The sequence below is a fragment of the Alkalibacterium pelagium genome (genome assembly GCF_900109325.1).
Taxonomy (GTDB): Bacteria; Bacillota; Bacilli; order Lactobacillales; family Carnobacteriaceae_A; genus Alkalibacterium; species Alkalibacterium pelagium.
The window spans coordinates 20,924-41,624 of the sequence record NZ_FNZU01000006.1 but is presented as its reverse complement, the minus strand read 5'-3'; the positions used below and the strand labels follow the sequence as shown (position 1 = coordinate 41,624).

Genomic DNA, 20,701 nt, shown 5'->3' with positions numbered 1-20,701 from the left:
ATGAAAGAATTCAGCGCAAAAGAAATCATCCAGTACATCAGTGACTCAGAAAAGACGACCCCCTTGAAAATTTATGTAAATACGGAAATGAAGAAGAGCGCGTTCCCGGACTCATTTAAAGTGTTCGGATCTGAAGGCAGCTATACGATTTTTGCTGACTTGAACGACTGGAAACCATTCTTCAATGAAAACAGTGACGCACTAGCTGATCTGGTCATTGAGCAGGATCGTCGTAATTCAGCTATTCCATTACTCGATGCAACAGAAGTTAATGCCCGCATCGAACCTGGTTCATTCATCAGAGAACATGCGGTCATCGGTGACAGTGCAGTCATCATGATGGGCGCAGTCATCAATATCGGAGCTGTCGTCGGAGAAGGCACCATGATCGATATGGGTGCTATTCTAGGTGGTCGTGCAATTACTGGTAAGAATGTTCACGTTGGAGCAGGCGCCGTTCTTTCCGGAGTCATCGAACCAGCCAGCGCCAAGCCCGTCGTCGTTGAAGACAATGTACTGATTGGTGCAAATGCAGTTGTACTTGAAGGCGTCACGATCGGCAAGGGCTCAGTCGTGGCTGCAGGTGCGATCGTCACTGAAGATGTTCCTGAAAATACTGTTGTAGCCGGTGTCCCTGCCCGCAAGATCAAAAATACAGATGAAGTCGAATCGGATAAAGTGGCAATCATTTCTGCACTTAGACAGTTGAAGAAATAAGATTAGCACCACTTAACATCATCTTATGCACCAGCTCAACTAACGCAATTATCATCATAAAAAAGAGACATCTGCAGACTGTCCGAATCAACTGGAGGATGACATGACTGACTTACTAGAAACAGCTACGAAACACAGACAGTTCCTACATCAAATCCCGGAGCTGTCCTTTAAGGAATTTAAAACAACCAACTATATAAGACAGCAGCTCAGCTATCTGGACATTCCCTACTTTGAACCCCTGGATACAGCTACGGTCGTCTATTTCAAGGGGAATTCTGGAGAAAAAGAAACGATCGGGTTCAGAGCAGATATCGATGCGCTGCCTATAAAGGAAGAAACAGATCTGCCTTATCGTTCATCCCATGAAGGCGCGATGCATGCATGCGGTCACGATGGGCATGCATCCATTCTTCTAACCTTTGCCGAGTGGCTCAAGGAACAGCATGACGCTGGACATTTACACAAGAATGTCATGCTGATATTCCAGCCGTCTGAAGAATCGAATGCCGGTGCGGATGCGCTGATTCAAGCCTTCCCTTTTGAAGAATACCACGTCTCACAGATTTACGGTCTGCACCTCGGTCCGGATATTCCGGAAGGCACCCTGGCGACTAAGCCAGGTTTTCTGATGGCCAGTGCAACCGAATACCGTATCCGTGTAAAAGGGTTGTCTGCGCATGTGGCTCAGAAAGATCAGGGCAGCAGCGCACTGGGCGCAGTAACTCAGATTGCAACACAACTCTCACAAGTTCAGCACTACTTCCTGAACGGGCTGCATCAGAATATTCTTCATATTGGAAAACTCTACGCCGGCGAAGCCATTAATACGGTTGCGACAGAAGGGTATATTGAAGGCACGATTCGTACGTACGATCCAGAAGACCTCGAACGCATAAAAGTTAAAATGGAAGAAATCATCAGCGCAACCGATTCATTATACAAAACTGAATCCAAGCTGACTGTAGCCAAAGGGTATCCGTCTGTCTATAATGATGACGAACTGATGATAACTGTGACAGAAAGCAGCAGACGTGCTGACTTATCTCTAGAATTGCTGAAAGAACCTTATCTGTTTGGTGAGGACTTCTCATTTTATTCGTCTATTGCCAAAACGAACTTTGCTTTTCTAGGTGTCAGAAATGAAGAAAAAGGATTCATCCATGGCCTCCATACTGCCTTGTTCAATTTTGATGAAGCGATGCTTGAAAAAGGTGTGTACTATTATCAGTCAATCCTTCATACGTTAGGAGCTTTGACATGACTGCACGATTGATCAGAAATCAGAAACGACTGGCTGAACAGGCCCGAAGCATTCAAAGTCAGGTCCAGACGATCGCAATTGTTAAAAACGATGCGTACAACTTTGGACTGAAAGATACTTTCGACGCCTTTTATCATGGAGGAATCCGAGCATTTGCGACAACAAATCTCAAAGAAGCCAAACGCCTCAGGAGTTATGACCCAAATGTCCTGGTACTGCTTCTCGATCCGTCAACTGCATTTGATGAACTTAGACAGCATGACATCACCCTGTCCATCCCCTCCTTCGAATTTTACTCAACTTATAGAGATGAGCTCGAGGGACTGTCGGTACAGCTGGTGTACAGAAATGATCTGAATCGATTAGGCTTCACTTCTTCTAAAGATATGCTGAAGGTATTAGAAGATGACCAGCTTGATGTTAATGGTATGTGGACTCATTTTGCTTATGCTGATGATTTCGAAACAGACCGTCATGCTAATGAAATCGCAAACTGGCAGGCTGTGCTGAGTGATCTAGATGACCATCTATCTGGTATGACTTATATCCATGCTCAAAACAGTGCGTCCTTTTTAAGAGAAGGCCTGCACGAGGGTCATACACATATCCGCGGAGGCGTCATTCTTTACGGGACACGCCCATATTATCAGGGCCTTGATGAAGCTATAGCAAGGCAGACCATTGAAGTCACCGCTAACGTGATAGAAATCACCGATGTACCAGCTGGACAAAATGCGGGATATTCCGCTGCTTTCACAGCTGATAAGCCTACTCGACTGGCAGTCTGCGATATCGGATACGGAAATGGACTGATCCTGTCCAGAAAAGACTTCCCTGTGCTGATCAATGACCAGTCATATCCAATAAAAGTGATGATGATGAGCCATTTGCTTGTTGAAATTGATGAGTCTGTCTCTGTTGGAGATGAAGTAGTCTTGTATAACGACCAGCTGCGATTTGACTGGTTTACTGAACATGGCGCCGGTTCCTTCTCACAGCAGATGGCTGCTTTCAACAAAGAAACTTTTGTGGAAGAGTTCATTCCATACTAAATACCGTATATACAATTTTTAATTCAATAAAAGAAGCAATGGGTGACCCTGTATTTTCGGGTTCTCATTGCTTTTTTTACGTTAAAGCAACCTTCGGGTACTGGATAGCCTAACAATTAAACCATAGAAAATGAACTGAAAGCTAGTCAAAATTCCTTAATTTATACTTAAATCTCTATTAAATTGTTCACCATTGAACTAAAGCTGTTTTTAATTAAAACATTATGACAAATACATGATATTTCGCTATTCATTAGTTAGTTTGTGAAATAAGTTTTATTTTAACGCCATTTTGTGATACACTCACACTATATAGGATAGCGATTACTTCGTTATGACCTGTTATTTTTTTATCAATTCATGTGAAAATATTCACTACAAAGGAGCGAAAACAGTGATTACCTTGGCTAGTTTTATATTTTTAATTCTGACCGCCCTGTTTATCTTGCAGTCAATGTTATCCAGTTCAATTCAAAACTTGAATATCTTTCTGCTCGCTATCATAGCCCTCTCAGCACTTTCTTTACTGTTCCAGATACGAGCTGAATGGACTGACATAAAGCGTGTAATCAAAGGTAAAGCGATAAGTTTGGAAAGGAGTTTGGTATACACCCTCACGGCTCTGACTGGAGGAACCTATTTAACCTTCTTCTTGAACCATTCAATCGGGATGGGTGGAGTTCTAGCATCCAGCGCAGTGGGCCTTATAGCAGCTTGGGCATTTAAAAAATACGCAGCAGCTATTTATTGTGGGTCGTTTATAGGTATGGCGTGCAGCATTATCTTCTCCAACCCTCTCTCGCTTTTACTTGCCAGCATCATTTCTGGCACCTTGTTTATTCTTTCTTCCAATATGTTTGTTGGTTTCGGAGGAAAACTTGGTTTCATGGCTTTTGCCGGAACCTATAGCGCTTCGGCAATTATCGGTACGCCCTTGAGAACAATTGATCCACTATCCAGAAACTTATACTTCCTAGTTTTTCTCTTTGTTATAATCGCAGGCATGGCTACCTATTTCCTTCAGAAAGCTCTCGACATAGATGCTGTGACAGCTTCTGCATTAGTGGGCCTAGTCATCGCCTTGTTGTTTCCAGACGCAACCCATGTAGTGGTAGTAGCTGCCTTCTGTGCAACTTTTGCTGGAATGGTATCCCCTGATAGAGTAACAACCTACCGTCAGATGCTCTTTTTAAGTATTCTGACAGGCATGCTCTTCGTAGCTGCTTTTTCCCTATTTGACGGATCAGGCGGAAAACTGGGAGCCATCGCCTTTCTCGCCACAGTCAGCGGATCAGGGATGATCACCGGGCTTAAACTAATCAGAAAACGACTCAACCGATCCACAGAAAAGTCATATTCCATTTAAATACAATAAAACACCCCTGCCGATAGGTTCAAAACCGTCAGGGGTGTTCCTTTATTGTTAATCAGATTAACTTAATGCTTTGGTCAATGGAGGAACAACTTGTTTCTTCCTTGATACAACACCCTCAAGAAGGATCAGGTCGTTGTCTACTTCTTTATCAAATGCTTCTGCTGCTTTAGCTTTCTGATCACCATAAACAAGGGCAACTGAGTCACTTTCCAGCACGTTTGTGATGACAAGCAGGAACAGATCGTAATCTTCAGCTTTACTTTGAGAAGCCATTTCCTCAAGCAGTTCGTCCTTGCGGTTAAGTACTTCATCCACATCGACCACATTGACTTGTCCAATACGAACAGTCAAGTCACCCATTGGGAAGTTCTTGGCATCCGAATTCAGGAGCTGATCAGCAGACTTGTCAGCGGTATTCGTACCAGCCTTAAGCAAATCTTTCCCGTATGCTTCAAGCTCAACACCTGCCAGCTCAGCCAGCTCTTTAGCTGCTGCTTCATCTTCAGCCGTACATGTCGGTGATTTGAGAAGTAAGGTATCTGAAATAATAGCTGACAGCATCAGTCCGGCGATGTCTTTAGGTACATCGATTCCGTTTTCTTTGTATAATTTCAAAATGATGGTGTTTGTGCATCCTACAGGCTCTGCTCTGTAATAAAGGGGATTAGCCGTCTGGAAGTTAGCAATACGGTGATGATCGACAACGGCTACGACGTCAACTTTATCGATATCTGATACGCTCTGCTGGGCTTCATTGTGATCGACCAGCATGACTTCATCTGCTTCGTCGGCAGCTGAAGAGATGACTCTAGGCGCTTTTGTGTTGAAGAAATCAAGGGCATATCTTGTTTCATCTGTAACCTCTCCTAAAGCAACGGCCTCTGTATTTTTACCTAACTGATTCTGCAGGTAAGAAAAGCTGATGGCAGAAGTGATTGCATCAGTATCGGGACTTTGATGTCCGAAAATCAATAGTTTACTCACTGTCATTCTCCTTTGTGATAAATGTCTTTAATATAAGAATATAGCAATTTAGTGAAAATTTCAATCAATGCAAAAAGAACTTTGCCATGATCGTCTAACGAATCTTAGACAGGCAAAGTTCTTTTTACTCAGTTTGTCTGATATTTGTAAGTCTTAAGAATACGATTGGCATTTTCAACTCGTTCAGCGGTTGGTGGGTCGATATGCTCCAGCTTGTACGGGATGCCCAATTCCTTATACTTATAGACACCCAGTTTATGGTACGGAAGGACTTCAACCTTCTCTACACTGTCCAGCTGATCTATAAAGTCACTTAACCGCTGCAGATACTCATCGTAATCAGAGCGTTCAGGGACTAAGACATGTCTCAGCCACATAGGCACATTTACTTCTGACAAATAATTGGCCATATCCAGGATGCTCGTATTGGGATGCATCGTATATTTTTTATGAATCTCATTGTCGATATGTTTGATATCCATAAGAACAAGGTCAGTGTATTGCATCAATTCCTGAAACCGACTGAAGAATGGCTCGTCATAAGTGAAGGGCTGTCCGCAGGTGTCCAAAGACATATGGATGCCTTCTGCCTTAGCGAGCTTGAAAAACTCGATCAGAAAGTCGATATGCAGCAGTGGTTCTCCACCACTTACTGTAATCCCACCTTCTTCACCCCAATAGTCCTTATAGTCAATCGCTTTTTCAAGCATTTCTTCGGGAGTGTACGGCGTGCCGCCTCCCATATTCCATGTATCGGGGTTATGGCAGAATTCACAGCGCATACGACACCCCTGCATAAACACCACAAATCGAATGCCTGGTCCATCCAGTGAACCGAATGTCTCGATTGAGTGTACATATCCTACTGTTTTTTCTGCCATTTGTTGTTCCCCCTATAAATAAGTCCCTTACCGACTTGTCTTACATGTTGTCATGGAATGTTCTGCTCAATACATCAAGCTGCTGTTCTCTCGTCAGTTTGATAAAGTTTACCGCATAACCAGATACTCGGATCGTCAGCTGCGGGTACTCTTCCGGATGCTTCATAGCATTTTCAAGTGTCTCACGGTTCAACGCATTAACGTTCAGGTGGTGCCCACCTTTTTTGACGTATCCATCCAGCATTGCTGAGAGATTACGTTTTTGAGTCTCTTCTTCTTTTCCTAATGCTTTAGGAACGATAGAGAAAGTATTTGAAATACCGTCAAGCGACTGGTCATACGGCAGTTTCGCCACAGAGTTCAGACTTGCAAGAGCACCGTTTGTGTCTCTTCCGTGAAGCGGATTGGCGCCTGGTGCAAATGGCACGCCTGCTCTACGTCCGTCTGGCGTATTTCCTGTCTTTTTACCGTAAACTACGTTTGAAGTAATAGTCAGGATAGATGTGGTGTGTACTGCATTTCTGTAAGTTGGATGTTTCTTAACTTTACTCATGAATGTCGTAAGCAGATCCACAGCGATCTGGTCAACACGATCATCATTATTTCCATACTTAGGATAATCACCTTCGATAATATAGTCGACAACGAGGCCACTTTCATCTCTTACAGTTTTCACAGTTGCATATTTGATGGCTGACAGAGAATCGACTGTAACTGAGAATCCGGCAATTCCGGTAGCCATAGTACGGACGATTTCTGAATCATGAAGAGCCATTTCGATGCTTTCATAGCTGTACTTGTCATGCATATAATGGATGATGTTCAGAGTATTGATATACATGCCTGAAAGCCAGTCAAGCATATCATCGTATTTTTCCATCACTTCGTCATAATCCAGTACTTCGGAAGTGATCGGACGGAATTTAGGACCGACCTGAGTTTTCTTCATTTCATCTACGCCGCCATTGATGGCATAAAGTAAAGCTTTTGCAAGGTTCGCACGAGCTCCGAAGAACTGCATCTGTTTACCGATCGGCATAGCAGATACACAGCAGGCAATACCATAGTCATCGCCCCATTCTTCACGCATAATGTCATCATTTTCGTACTGTACCGCACTACTTATGATAGATACTTTAGAGCAGTAGTTCTTGAATGCTGACGGAAGCTTAGTTGACCACAAAACAGTCAAGTTGGGTTCAGGAGCAGGCCCCAAGTTGCTCAATGTGTTCAGAAAACGGTAGCTGTTCTTAGTAACTAAGTGACGTCCATCGATTCCCACACCGGCAATTGCTTCTGTTACCCATGTCGGATCACCCGAGAACAGTTCATTATATTCTGGTGTACGAACGAATTTTACAAGACGCAGTTTCATGACAAAGTGATCGACGAGTTCCTGTGCTTCAACTTCAGTCATGATGCCTTCTTTAAGATCTCTTTCAATGTAGATATCAAGGAAAGTCGATGTTCGGCCTAATGACATTGCGGCACCATTCTGTTCCTTGATTGCGGCCAGATAACCAAGATACAGCCATTGGAACGCTTCTACAGCAGTCTTGGCAGGGCGTGAGATATCAAATCCGTAAATGTTACCCAGTTCTTTCAATTCGTGAAGAGCCTTAATCTGATCGCTCAATTCTTCACGTTTACGGATAATATCTTCGCTCATCATAGCAGTATCTGACTGTGCTTTATCTGCTTCTTTTTCTTTTAGTAAACGGTCGACTCCATATAGCGCCACACGACGGTAGTCACCGATGATTCTTCCGCGACCGTATGCATCAGGGAGGCCTGTAATGACACCAGTGCGTCTTGCGTCTCGCATTTCAGGCGTGTATGCATTGAACACTCCTTCATTATGAGTCTTTCTCCAGTCTCTGAAGATATGAGATAGATAAGGATCTACTTCAAAACCATATGATTCAGCAGCCTGTTCCATCATTCGGATCCCGCCAAACGGCTGAAGTGATCGTTTAAATGGTTTATCTGTCTGGAATCCGACAACTTTTTCTTTATCTTTAGTCAGATAAGCCGGTCCATGAGAAGTAATTGTCGAAACAACAGAAGTATCCATATCAAGAACTCCGCCTGCTTCACGTTCTTTTTTGTTAAGATCCATCACTTGTTCCCATAGCTCTTCTGTCTGTTGAGTTGGGCCTTCCAAGAATGACTCATCACCATCATAAGGGGTGTAGTTACTTTGAATGAAATTACGGACATCAATGGAGCCTTTCCATTTCTTACCTTTGAACCCTTCCCATAAAGCTTCCAAAGTCATCTCATCAGTGCGTTGCTTTTCCATAGTCGATTCTCCTTTGTCTTTCACGTTTTTCTACATGTTCACTTTATCACATTAACTCACTTTATACAAGTGAATCTTTGAACATTAAATGACAATAAGTAAGGAACTGACCGCCACATCATTATTGCTCACTCTATCACAATATGTCACAAAATGGACACAATTTCAATTTTTAGCAAGCGATTTCACTGTGTTATGATGTGCATGTAAAAAGATAAAAACATCTCAAGTGTTGAGCAGACAAGCTTTCTTCATTTTTCATCTTTATAAGACGGTAAAATTGGAGAAAGACTTATTTTAATCTAAACTTGCTCAATACTTCACTAACTAAATGGAGGGAACCCATTATGGTAAAAGTATTAGACAAAACTAATAAAGTAACAGATGTACAGAAAGATATCGATCAGTTAGTCACGAAGGCTAAAACAGCTCTCGATAATATGTACAAACTTGATCAGGAACAGATCGATAATATCGTGAAGGAAATGGCTCTGGCTGCTCTTGATCAGCATATGCCTTTAGCTAAGCTGGCTGTAGAAGAAACAGGACGCGGTGTATATGAAGATAAAATCATCAAAAACCTTTTTGCTTCAGAATACATCTATCACAGCATCAAGCATGACAAAACGATTGGCGTGATAAATGAGAACCTTCATGAAGGCACAGTGGAGATTGCTGAACCGGTCGGTGTCATTGCCGGCGTTACGCCAGTAACCAACCCTACTTCCACAACGATCTTTAAATCTATGATTTCTATTAAAACAGGTAACCCGATCATTTTCGCTTTCCACCCTTCTGCTCAGAAATCCAGTTCAGCTGCAGCACGTGCTGTTTATGAAGCAGCTGTTAAAGCGGGTGCGCCGGAAAACTGTATCCAGTGGATCGAAAAACCGTCTGTTGAAGCGACACAGACCTTGATGAAGCACGACGGAGTAGCTACTATTCTCGCAACTGGCGGATCAGGCATGGTTAAATCAGCATACAGCTCAGGAAAACCTGCTCTTGGTGTAGGTGCCGGAAACGTCCCTTGCTACATTGAAAAGACTGCAAATGTCAAACGAGCCACTAACGACCTGATTCTTTCCAAAACATTCGATAATGGAATGATCTGTGCTTCTGAACAAGCTGTCATCGCTGATAAAGAAGTATATGAAGAAGTGAAATCACAGATGATCGACAACGGATGCCACTTCCTGACTAAAGAGGAGCGCCTTAAAGTGGAACAGCTGATGGTATCAGAAGATAATCACTTGAATCCGGATATAGTCGGACGTTCAGCATATCAGATTGCTAAAATGGCAAACGTAAAAGTGCCTGAAGATACAAAAATTCTTATAGCTGAATACCCTGGTGTCGGAAGAGATTTCCCTCTTTCAAGAGAAAAACTAAGTCCAGTACTAGCTGCTTACAAAGTCAACAGTTCTGAAGAAGGAATCAAACGTGCTGAAGAAATGCTTGCCTATGGTGGTCTAGGTCACTCAGCAGTGATCCATTCTAACAATGAACAGGTGATCAGCGAGTTTGACCGCCGCATGAAAGCAGGCCGTCTGATTGTCAATGCCCCGTCATCTCAAGGTGCTATCGGTGATATATACAATGCTTATCTCCCTTCCCTAACTCTAGGATGCGGATCGTTTGGAGGAAACTCAGTGTCAACTAACGTCAGTACCATGCACTTAATCAATGTGAAGAAACGTGCGAAACGTACAAACAACATGCAATGGTTCAAGATCCCACCAAAAGTCTACTTTGAACGTAACTCTGTCCAGTATCTGGCTAAAATGCCTGACATCAAGAAAGCTTTCATTGTAACTGACCCAATGATGGTCGAACTGGGCTATGTTGACCGTGTCCTTTATCACCTGCGTAACCGTCAGGAGTATGTTCACTGTGAAATATTCTCTGATGTTGAACCGGATCCATCTAAAGAGACTGTTTTAAAAGGTGCAGAAGCAATGGCTGCTTTCCAGCCGGACGTCATCATCGCCTTGGGTGGAGGTTCTCCAATGGATGCAGCTAAAGGAATGTGGCTGTTCTACGAGCACCCAGATACAGACTTCAACGGCATCAAGCAGAAATTCATGGATATTAGAAAACGTGTTTACAAGTACCCTACTCTTGGAGAAAAGGCACAGTTCGTAGCTATCCCGACAACTTCTGGTACTGGTTCTGAAGTAACGTCGTTCTCCGTTATTACTGATACTGAAAAATCAACCAAGTATCCTTTGGCAGACTACGAGCTGACTCCTGATGTTGCGATCATTGATCCTCAGTTTGTTATGAGTGTACCAAAAGTGGTTACAGCTGATACAGGTATGGATGTCCTGACTCATGCGATTGAAGCTTATGTGTCAAATATGGCCAACGACTACACTGATGGTCTGGCAATTAAAGCAATCCAGCTGGTATTCAAGCACCTGCCTACTGCTTATCACAATGGTGATGACGAAGTAGCCAGAGAAAAAATGCACAACGCATCAACGATTGCCGGTATGGCCTTTGCAAATGCATTCCTGGGAATCAACCACAGTCTGGCGCACAAACTGGGTGCTCAGTTCCATATCGCTCACGGACGTGCCAATGCGATCCTCATGCCTCATGTAGTCCGCTACAATGCGAAGAAGCCAACTAAATTTGTTGCCTTCCCTAAATATGAGCACTTTATTGCAGACGAACGCTATGCTGAAATTGCAAAAGCTCTTGATCTTCCAGCAAGCACGACTGAAGAAGGTGTCGAAAGTCTGATCAAAGCCATCTATGATCTAGCTAAGGAACTTGAGATTCCAATGGGCATCAAAGACAACGGCGTTGATAAAAAAGCTTTTGAAGCAGTTGTTGACGACATGGCTGAGCGTGCATTTGAAGACCAGTGTACAACAGCTAACCCTAAAATGCCATTAGTTAAAGAGCTCGCAGAAGTTTACCGTGCAGCATTTAAAGGCTAAATCATTGCTTAGTTAAACTATTTTCATCAGACAAGACTGATCACTCGGTCTTGTCTTTTTTGTATATCAGTCAGTTACAATCGTCCACCCTACTCTACTGACCAATAACTATATTTTTGAACAGGTCGTGCTAACGACAGCATATTATCTAGAAGTTACTCAAGCTTCAATTACAAGAGGGGTACTGGCACTTTCGTTCTTATTCACCTGCCTAAAATATAAGTAAAGACTTTTTAGTTATAGTATAGTTAGCCGTCAAGTAAGTAAGCTACAACTAGACCCTTTCTACTTGTAGTTTAAATAATTTATTGACAAACATCTTCTCTTAGACCTATTCTAGTTGAAATTAAAGCATAGTTTTTACGATAAGCTAGAACTAGATGCCTCCTAGTTTCATTTTAAGTCTGATAGGTTGGATGAAAGTAGAAAGAGAATCTTTCTACTTCTACTTCATCTTTGGATTGACTGGTCGAAGTAGAAGTAGACTGTATAACTCATTGCTTAATGATATGTTGGCAGGAACGATTCTTTACCTTCCAGCTATGTTCTCTATGATATACATGCTAAAATCATAAAAAGACCATCGAGAGGAGCTGATCCATTGCAGCAGCGCAAACGGACATTTCTTATTTTTTATCTTCTGATAGCTATTATCATTGTTGGAACAATCGGCTATTCGCTTCTACTGGATATCAGTCTGATGGATGCGATTTATATGACCGTTATAACGATGTCCACTGTCGGATTTCAGGAAGTCGCCCCACTGACAGCTCCAGCCCAGCTGTTTACGATCATACTGATATTCTTCAGTCTGGGGACGATCGGGTACACCGGGTCACAATTGATCGGTTTTTTCTTTGGCGGGCGATTACAGGAGATTTGGAGGGAACAGAGAATGAAAGACCAGTTAAGTGAAATGAAGAATCACATTATTGTCTGTGGAGCTGGAGAAACAGGACGTCATGTGATCGAATCACTGGAAAAAGAAGATGTCGACTTCGTGGTGATTGAATTTGAAGAAGAAAAACTGGAAGCTGTAAAAGAGTACAGTTCAGTAATTGCGTTTCAAGGTGACGCAAAATCCGACGAAGTGCTCGAAAAAGCGGGGATTTCAAGAGCTAAGGGACTAGTGGCTTCACTAAATAACGATGCGAACAACTTATATACCGTTCTGTCCGCCCGTCAGCTCAATCCTGATTTAAATATCGTCGCTAGAGCGATCACTCACGACTCTCATGAAAAACTGATTCGTGCGGGGGCTGATAAGACAGTTTCGCCAAACGAAATCGGTGGGCACCGTATGGCTTCGATGCTGTTGAAGCCTTCTGTCATCGCCTTTCTGGATACAATTACCCATTCCGGGAAGATCGATCTTAACTTGAATGAAGTCGTCATTCGTGATGGCTCAAGACTGAGTCATAGAACGCTTATGGATGCCAATATTCCGGAACAGACAGACTTGATCATCATTGCAGTCAAGGAGAATGACAATGCGGTGGACGGAATCATATTTAATCCGACGAAAGAGTACATGCTCAAACCGGGTCAGACACTGATTGTCCTGGGAGAAGATGCTGATTTGAATAAGCTTAAGAAATTAGCAGAAAGCTGAATACTTTGAATGATTACTAATTGATTTCACCAAAATAAAAAAACGAGCCGCTTTTCTATTGATGAGTAGAGCGGCTCGTTTTTTTATAGTTCAGAAAAAATAATACTAATCGCTGGCATCCAGCTTCACGTCACGCATTTATAACTTAACTTTCTTTTTCCTCTTTTTCGATTTCAACTGTTTTTGCCTTGTAGGCATCTACTGGTGTTCCGTCAGAATCTTCATCAAAAATAAAGGAGCCGTTACTGTAACGGTCACTGTAGGAATAGTCTTTCGGCACAAGAAGCTGTCTGGCATTCTTGTCCGTGACGATCGTCCATTCATTCTGATCGTCATCTACATCGATTACTAAAGATACACGATGAGGTTTGTTCTTCAGTTCTCTAAGAACCATCAGTCCCCGCTTCGCACGGGAAATCAGGTCGAAATCTTTCGCATTCATCTTCTTGACTGCACCTCTATGCGTTAACAGCATAATGCTCTTGTTCCCTTCTTCAGGATTGAATACGATACCGTTCACCACATAGTCAGTTTTCTTCAGATTGATCGATTTCACTCCACTGGCTCCTGCCCCTACTGTAGACACTTCAGACAAGTTATACCTCAGGCCGAAACCAAGATGAGTAATCAGGAAGACGTCCAGTCCGCTGTCATCATCAATAAGATAGACGGACAGACATTCGTCAGTTGCTGATTTAAGTTTAATTGCTGTAGCAGACCGTGAGCGGTAAGTCCGTTTCGGCTCATACTCAGACGCTAACGTCTGCTTGATGTAGCCTTCCCTAGTAATAAAGACGAATCGCTGCTTGTCGCTGAAGTCATCCAGTCCGAAGGCCGCAATGATTTTTTCGTTTGGCTCCAGACCAATACTTTGAGAAATGTGATGGCCGAGATCTTTCCATTTGATATCTGGAATCTCATGGACAGGCCGGTTGATCACATTCCCTCTGGAGGTAAACAGGACGACCTGCTCGAGTGTCGACATCTTTTCTGTAAAGAGCGAGTAGTCTCCTTCTTTCAGTCCGATTTCTTCGGGAGAAGACGCCCCATACGATCTCAGGCTGGTTCTCTTAAGGTAGCCGTCTCTGGTGACAGAAACAATCACTTCTTCTTCGGCTATCAGCACTTCTTTTTCTACTTTTAATTCTTCAATTTCTTCTTCAATCACTGTTTTACGATCCTGGGCATAAGTTTTGCCAATTTCCTTCAATTCTTTCCGGATGACGTTGTTCAGTGTCTTTTCGTCAGTCAGGATTTTATTATACTCATCGATTCGTGCGTTCAGCTCTTCTGCCTCTTTCTGCAGCTGAGTTATGTCTGTATTAGTCAGACGGTAAAGCTGCAGACTGACAATTGCCTCTGCCTGCATGGCAGTGAAGTCATAGGCTTTGATGATATTGTCTTTAGCATCAGATTTGTTGGCGCTCTGACGGATCGTCTTGATGACCTGGTCCAGAATTGAAATAGCCTTGATCAGACCTTCAACGATGTGTGCCCGTTTCTTATCCTTGCTTAAAAGGAATTTTGTACGCTTAATAATTACATCACGCTTATGCTTCAGATAGGCATTCAGTATTTCTCTGATTCCGACCTGCTGAGGACGTCTGTCACTGATGGCGATCATGTTCAAGTTATAGGAGACCTGAAGATCTGTATTCTTGAACAAGTAAGTCAGGATTCCTGCTGCAGGTGTATCTTTTTTCAGTTCAATAACTATCCGAAGGCCGGTCCGGTCAGTTTCATCTCTGACGTCAGCTATGCCTTCAATTTTTTTATTCAAACGAATCTCGTCCATTTTACGCACAAGGGTCGCTTTGTTGACTTCGTAAGGGACCTCTGTAATGACGATCTGCTCTTTTCCGCCTCTCAAGGACTCAATTTCAGTCCTGCTTCTTACAACTATCTTACCCTTACCTGTCTTATAAGCAGACTTGAGCCCCTTGACACCTTGAATGATGCCCCCTGTAGGAAAATCAGGCCCTTTGATGAAGTCCATCAGTTTGTCTATCGATGCATTCGGGTGAGACACCAGATACACGCAGGCATCGATCACTTCTTTGAGATTATGAGGCGGGATGTCCGTCGCATAACCTGCAGAAATCCCAGTTGCTCCATTAACCAGGAGATTTGGAAAACGTGCCGGAAGTACAGTCGGCTCATTCGTCGTATCATCGAAGTTGAGTACCAGCTCGACCGTTTCCTTATCGATATCCTTAAGCAATTCGGACGCAATTTTTGACAGTCTAGCTTCCGTGTAACGCATGGCAGCAGGCGGATCGCCATCCATGCTTCCGTTGTTCCCGTGCATATCGATAAGTGGCGTCTTCATCTTCCAGTCCTGACTCATTCTTACCATCGCTTCGTACACACTGCTGTCTCCGTGCGGGTGGAAGTTACCGATGACGTTACCGACTGTCTTGGCTGACTTTCTGAACCCTTTATCCTGAGTGTTGCCTTCAGAAAACATGGCGTAAAGGATACGTCTCTGAACGGGTTTTAGTCCATCTCTGATATCCGGAAGGGCCCGTTCCTGAATGATGTATTTTGAGTACCGGCCGAACCGGTCACCCATGACCTCTTCCAAGGTCAGTTCTTGTACTTCTGCTCTCTCTTTTGTCATGTCAGTCATTCAAACCTTTCTTGCTATTGGATTGGGTTTTCGAGTTCATCCATAACCTCGTTCGTTTCGAGAATGCTCCCTTCTTCTTCCAGAGAAAACTCGACATTGTCTTCGATCCATTTTCTTCTCGGATCGACTTTGTTCCCCATCAGGACAGATACGCGGCGTTCTGCCTGGGCGAGATCATCAATCGTTACTCTGATCAGCGTTCGGGTAGCGGGATCCATCGTTGTTTCCCATAGCTGGTCAGCATTCATTTCTCCCAGACCTTTATAACGCTGGATCATATAGTTCTTTGCGAATGATTTCAGCAGCTGATCCAGTTCGTCGTCAGTCCAGGCATATTCAATAACCTCACTCTTCCCTTTACCTTTAGAAACTTTGTAAAGAGGTGGAAGTGCAAGATAGACTTTACCTGCTTCGATTAGTGGCCTCATGTATCGGTAGAAGAACGTCAGAAGCAGCACCTGAATATGGGCTCCGTCCGTATCTGCATCTGTCATGATCACGATCTTGTCATAGTTGCAGTCCTTCAGATCGAATTCCGGACCGACACCAGCACCGATCGTATAGATCATTGTACTGATTTCTTCATTTTTCAGAATGTCCTGCATGTTTGCTTTTTCAGTATTAATGACTTTCCCTCTAAGTGGAAGAATCGCCTGGAACTTTCTATCTCGTCCCTGCTTGGCTGATCCACCCGCTGAGTCTCCCTCAACCAGATAAAGTTCATTTTTGCTGGCATCTCTACTTTGGGCAGGAGTCAGTTTGCCGGACAATAGGGTCTCTTTGCGTTTGCGCTTTTTGCCGTTTCTGGAGTCTTCCTTGGCTTTTCTGGCAGCTTCTCTAGCCTCTCTAGCCTTAATAGCTTTACGCACGATCTGCTGGCTCATTTCGCCGTTTTCAGCCAGATAGAAGTTGAACTGCTCTGAAATAACTGTATCGCAGGCGGTACGAGCTTCAGTTGTTCCCAGCTTGCCTTTTGTCTGACCTTCAAACTGAAGCAGATTCTCAGGAATACGTACCGAAAGAATAACAGCGATCCCTTCTCTGACATCCGTTCCTTCGAGATTCTTGTCTTTTTCCTTCAGCAAACCGACTCGTCTGGCATACTCATTAAAGGTTTTTGTAATTGCTGATTTCGCACCGATTTCATGGGTTCCGCCATCTTTTGTGCGGACGTTATTGACAAAGCTCAGGACGTTTTCAGAATAGCCATCGTTATACTGAAACGCACATTCCACTTCGATCCCGTTGTATTCGCCATCAAAGTAGGCAATCGGCGTCAAGGTATCTTTTTCTTCATTTAAATAATGAACGAACTCTTTGATCCCTTCTTCATAATGAAAAGTCTCCATAGCATCCTTGCGTTCATCTGTGATTGAAATCGTCATGCCTTTCAGCAGGAAAGCAGATTCTCTAAGCCGTTCACTCAATAGGCTGAATGAATAGTCAGTGGTAGAAAAGATAGCAGGATCAGGTTTAAAGTGGACAGTCGTACCTGTTTCTTTTTTGCCGGCTTTCTTTTTAGTGAGTTTACCTTTCGGCTTTCCACCGTTCTCGAAACGCTGAGTGTATTCAAATCCGTCTCGTCTGACAGTGACCGTCAGCCATTCTGAAAGCGCGTTGACGACAGAAGCCCCAACTCCGTGCAGGCCTCCCGAAGTCTTGTATCCTCCATCCTGACCGAACTTTCCTCCGGCATGCAGGACAGTGAAGATGACTTGAATAGACGGAACGCCTGACTGATGCATTCCAGTAGGCATACCGCGCCCGTTGTCTTTTACGGTTATGCTGTTATCTTTATGAATAGTGATGTCGATCTCTGACCCATAACCGGCCAGGACTTCATCTACGGAATTATCAACGATCTCATAGACCAGATGATGTAACCCTCTTGAATCGGTCGACCCGATATACATTCCCGGACGTTTTCTAACCGCATCCAGGCCTTCCAGTACTTGAATTGCATTATCATCGTATTTATTCATTGCCATTCCTTACAGTCTCCTTTATGCATTCGCTTACTGCTGGTAAAGCATGCGTGGCTCCAGACTCATTATACTTTTCAAAATGAAAAGTACAAGCATTATTAATATTACCATACCTGAGGCATTTTTTGTAAAAAACATTTGTTCCTCTTTTGTCGAGTATTTAACTCCAGCTCTAGTTTAATCAAATTCTACTGTCGATCGGTCTCTGGACATGGTAAAATAATTCCTAGTGCAGGACATGAGTTAAGGAGGAAATAAGTTGAGTAATATACTCATTATTGTAGTTGCCTATCTTCTGGGATCCATCCCCTCAGGTGTATGGGTCGGAAAACTATTCTTTAAAATTGACATCCGTGAACACGGAAGCGGAAATATGGGAACGACGAATACCTTTCGAGTCCTTGGAGTAAAAGCCGGTACAATCGTCATGATACTTGATATCGCCAAGGGAACACTAGCTGCTCTCTTACCGGTCTGGCTGGGTTTAGGACTCCATCCAATGATTACCGGTATCTTTGCAGTGCTCGGTCACGTCTACCCTATCTTTGCAGGATTCAATGGAGGTAAGGCTGTAGCAACCACTGCTGGTATTGCTCTAGGTGCTCAGCCATTATTTGTAGCCATTCTGATTGCCTTATGGGCAGGTATACTGTATCTTTCCAGCATGGTCAGCTTGGCCAGCATCATCACCTTAGTGGTTGCTGCAGTGGCTTCACTATTTATCGGAGATTGGATTTTTGCAGTGATCGTCTGGATCGCCATGATACTTATTGTTGTCAGACACCGGTCAAATATTGAACGCATCAGAAAAGGCGAAGAAAACCGTGTACCGTTCGGTCGCAACAGTTCAAAAAAATCATAAAACTGTTAGCTAGTTACTGTTCATTAGATAATAATAGAGTCAGTATACTAAACCGGTTAGACAGGTGAAATCCCTCTGACCGGTTTTCTTTATAATGAGCAGCTCAAAGTCTTCATAATATGTGCGATTCGCTAGGCGAATCGTTTCCTTATCAGATCTAAGATCTCTATTCTAGACTGGAGAGGATTGAAGGATTTCCGACGGGGATGAAGACTCTATCGATGAAGGGCTAACTAGAGTTTTGGATGGCTTGAACTGGCTCTCATGCCGTTAGAACCGGGCTACTTATACTTTAGACTGACTGACCGGAAATAAACTGTCGCTGGACCTCTTCTAGTTATAGTTTAAAGGTGTCAGACGGATTAAATTTCTTTTAGAGGCCTCCTAGTTGGAGATTTGATTAAATAATCAGCCTAAGATGCTGTTAAACATCCTCTCGTTACAGTTCAATCGGTTAATAGGGGCAAGAAATTCAGCTAAAGTCCGCTCTACTTGTAGTTCATCAAGGACATTACCTGTTAAACTGTCACTATGACACGATTATTCTTCATCAGACGATAATTAACTGAAAAAAAGCATTGAAGCTGCCGGACTTTCCGAACAGCTTCAATGCTTTTTGATTTCTAGTTACCCTTATTGAAACGATAAATCGACTTGTTACAGAATATAACGGCTCAGATCCTTGTTCTCGACGATGTGGCCGATTTTGTCCACTACGTATTTCTCAGTGATCTTGACTTCGCCCATGCTCATATCCGGTGATTCGAATAGGAGGTCTTCGAGTAGGCGTTCCAGGATAGTATGCAGGCGGCGTGCTCCAATATTGTCCGTAGATTCGTTCACTTCAAAGGCAATATCGGCGATCTTTTCAATCGCCTCCATCGTAAATACTACATCGATATTCTCTGTACCCAACAGTTGACGGTACTGTTTGATCAGTGCATTCTGAGGTTCAGTCAGAATCTTGACGAAATCTTCATTAGTCAGATCGTTCAGCTCGACACGGATCGGGAAACGTCCCTGAAGCTCAGGAATCAAATCACTTGGCTTGGACAAGTGGAAAGCACCAGAACCGATGAAGAGGATATGGTCAGTGTTAACTGTCCCAAATTTTGTACGCACACTTGATCCTTCAACAATTGGAAGGATGTCTCGCTGTACGCCTTCTCTGGATACCTGACCACTGTTCTGCTGACCTTTAGAGGTGATTTTATCGATCTCATCAATAAAGATGATCCCGCTGTTTTCTGTCAGATGAACTGCGTCTGCATTAATGTCTTCCTGATTGATCAGCTTGTCCGCTTCTTCTTCAGTGAAGATCTTGACCGCTTCCTTGACAGTCACCTTACGCTTAACTTTCTTCGTTGGTGTAAGTGCCCCAAATGTCTCAGACAAGTCGATACCCATGGATTCCATAGGTGCACTCATTGGATTGTTCGGCATTTTTTTCTTTTCTTCGACTTTGATCTCTACTTCGCGGCTGTCCAGCATGCCTCTAGAAATCTGTTCCTTCAGTTCATCGCGTTTGGATGAAATTTCGGAGGTAACGGTTTCCTCTTCTTCTTCCTGGTTCTGAGGAAACTGGTTAGGATCCATGCCCATACCTCTGAACATACCGGCTAGTGGATTATTGTCGTATGCATTTTTTTCTTTCTTGATTCCCGGAGCCAATGCTTTAGCTACACGGTCGATTGCTCTTTTTTCAGCACGGCCTCTGACATTTCTTCTGTACTCTTCTTTGACTAGCTGAACAGCAGATTCTGTCAGGTCACGCACCATGGATTCGACGTCGCGGCCGATATATCCCACTTCCGTAAACTTCGTCGCTTCGACTTTAATAAACGGTGCATCCACGATAGCTGCCAAACGTCTGGCTATTTCAGTTTTACCAATCCCTGTAGCACCGATCATCAGAATATTTTTAGGGGTGATTTCCTTCTGCATGTCATCGTCCAGCTTCAGGCGACGGTAGCGATTGCGCAGGGCAACAGCTACGGCTTTTTTAGCATCATTCTGTCCAACGATGTATTCATCCAGGCGGCTTACGATCTCTCTAGGGGTCAAATCTTTTCTTGTTCTCATATAGTCCGTCT

13 protein-coding genes are annotated in these 20,701 nt (G+C 43.4%); 7 read left to right on the top strand and 6 right to left on the bottom strand.

Going from position 1 to position 20,701, the window contains the following annotated elements; all coding sequences use genetic code 11:
* The 4 genes from dapD to BMX79_RS06160 all read left to right on the top strand — a co-directional run bounded on the left by dapD (position 1) and on the right by BMX79_RS06160 (position 4,399).
* On the top strand, positions 1-717 hold the full coding sequence (dapD, locus tag BMX79_RS06175; protein WP_218025361.1) for a 2,3,4,5-tetrahydropyridine-2,6-dicarboxylate N-acetyltransferase: 717 nt from the start codon (positions 1-3) through the stop codon (positions 715-717).
* 103 nt (positions 718-820) lie between these two features.
* Positions 821-1,981 (top strand): M20 metallopeptidase family protein, encoded by a 1,161-nt coding sequence (locus BMX79_RS06170; protein ID WP_091480395.1) that lies wholly within the window; start codon positions 821-823, stop codon positions 1,979-1,981.
* Entirely contained in the window at positions 1,978-3,033 is a 1,056-nt protein-coding gene (locus tag BMX79_RS06165) for an alanine racemase (RefSeq protein WP_091480392.1), read from the top strand. Before BMX79_RS06170 ends, BMX79_RS06165 begins: the two co-directional genes overlap by 4 nt.
* Before the next feature lie 601 nt (positions 3,034-3,634).
* Positions 3,635-4,399: a hypothetical protein gene (locus tag BMX79_RS06160; RefSeq protein ID WP_143059421.1), complete on the top strand. Its 765-nt coding sequence runs from the start codon at positions 3,635-3,637 to the stop codon at positions 4,397-4,399.
* Positions 4,400-4,465: 66 nt separating this feature from the next.
* Here the strand turns inward: BMX79_RS06160 and BMX79_RS06155 are convergent, their stop codons facing one another.
* The 3 genes from BMX79_RS06155 to pflB all read right to left on the bottom strand — a co-directional run bounded on the left by BMX79_RS06155 (position 4,466) and on the right by pflB (position 8,575).
* Entirely contained in the window at positions 4,466-5,392 is a 927-nt protein-coding gene (locus tag BMX79_RS06155; RefSeq protein WP_091480388.1) for a manganese-dependent inorganic pyrophosphatase, read from the bottom strand.
* A gap of 128 nt (positions 5,393-5,520) precedes the next feature.
* Positions 5,521-6,273 (bottom strand): pyruvate formate-lyase-activating protein, encoded by a 753-nt coding sequence (pflA, locus tag BMX79_RS06150; RefSeq protein WP_091480385.1) that lies wholly within the window; start codon positions 6,271-6,273, stop codon positions 5,521-5,523.
* Positions 6,274-6,313: 40 nt separating this feature from the next.
* A complete protein-coding gene (gene pflB, locus BMX79_RS06145) occupies positions 6,314-8,575 on the bottom strand; it encodes a formate C-acetyltransferase (protein WP_091480383.1) in 2,262 nt (753 codons plus the stop codon).
* Positions 8,576-8,922: 347 nt separating this feature from the next.
* Here pflB and adhE point away from each other — a divergent pair, with 347 nt between their 5' ends.
* Together adhE and BMX79_RS06135 are read left to right on the top strand one after the other, a co-directional pair.
* A complete protein-coding gene (adhE, locus tag BMX79_RS06140; RefSeq protein WP_091480380.1) occupies positions 8,923-11,520 on the top strand; it encodes a bifunctional acetaldehyde-CoA/alcohol dehydrogenase in 2,598 nt (865 codons plus the stop codon).
* A 601-nt stretch (positions 11,521-12,121) separates the two neighbouring features.
* Positions 12,122-13,132 (top strand): potassium channel family protein, encoded by a 1,011-nt coding sequence (locus tag BMX79_RS06135; RefSeq protein WP_091480377.1) that lies wholly within the window; start codon positions 12,122-12,124, stop codon positions 13,130-13,132.
* A 145-nt stretch (positions 13,133-13,277) separates the two neighbouring features.
* Here the strand turns inward: BMX79_RS06135 and parC are convergent, their stop codons facing one another.
* Positions 13,278-15,761: a DNA topoisomerase IV subunit A gene (gene parC, locus BMX79_RS06130; RefSeq protein ID WP_371862071.1), complete on the bottom strand. Its 2,484-nt coding sequence runs from the start codon at positions 15,759-15,761 to the stop codon at positions 13,278-13,280.
* A gap of 14 nt (positions 15,762-15,775) precedes the next feature.
* Positions 15,776-17,749, bottom strand: a complete 1,974-nt coding sequence (gene parE, locus BMX79_RS06125; protein WP_281282339.1) for a DNA topoisomerase IV subunit B — start codon at positions 17,747-17,749, stop codon at positions 15,776-15,778.
* Between the two features lie 256 nt (positions 17,750-18,005).
* Between parE and plsY the strand changes: the two genes are divergently transcribed.
* Complete coding sequence (gene plsY / locus BMX79_RS06120) at positions 18,006-18,608, top strand: glycerol-3-phosphate 1-O-acyltransferase PlsY (protein ID WP_091480374.1); 603 nt, start codon at positions 18,006-18,008, stop codon at positions 18,606-18,608.
* A gap of 657 nt (positions 18,609-19,265) precedes the next feature.
* Here the strand turns inward: plsY and hslU are convergent.
* Entirely contained in the window at positions 19,266-20,690 is a 1,425-nt protein-coding gene (gene hslU, locus BMX79_RS06115) for an ATP-dependent protease ATPase subunit HslU (RefSeq protein WP_091480372.1), read from the bottom strand.
* Positions 20,691-20,701 lie beyond the last annotated feature (11 nt).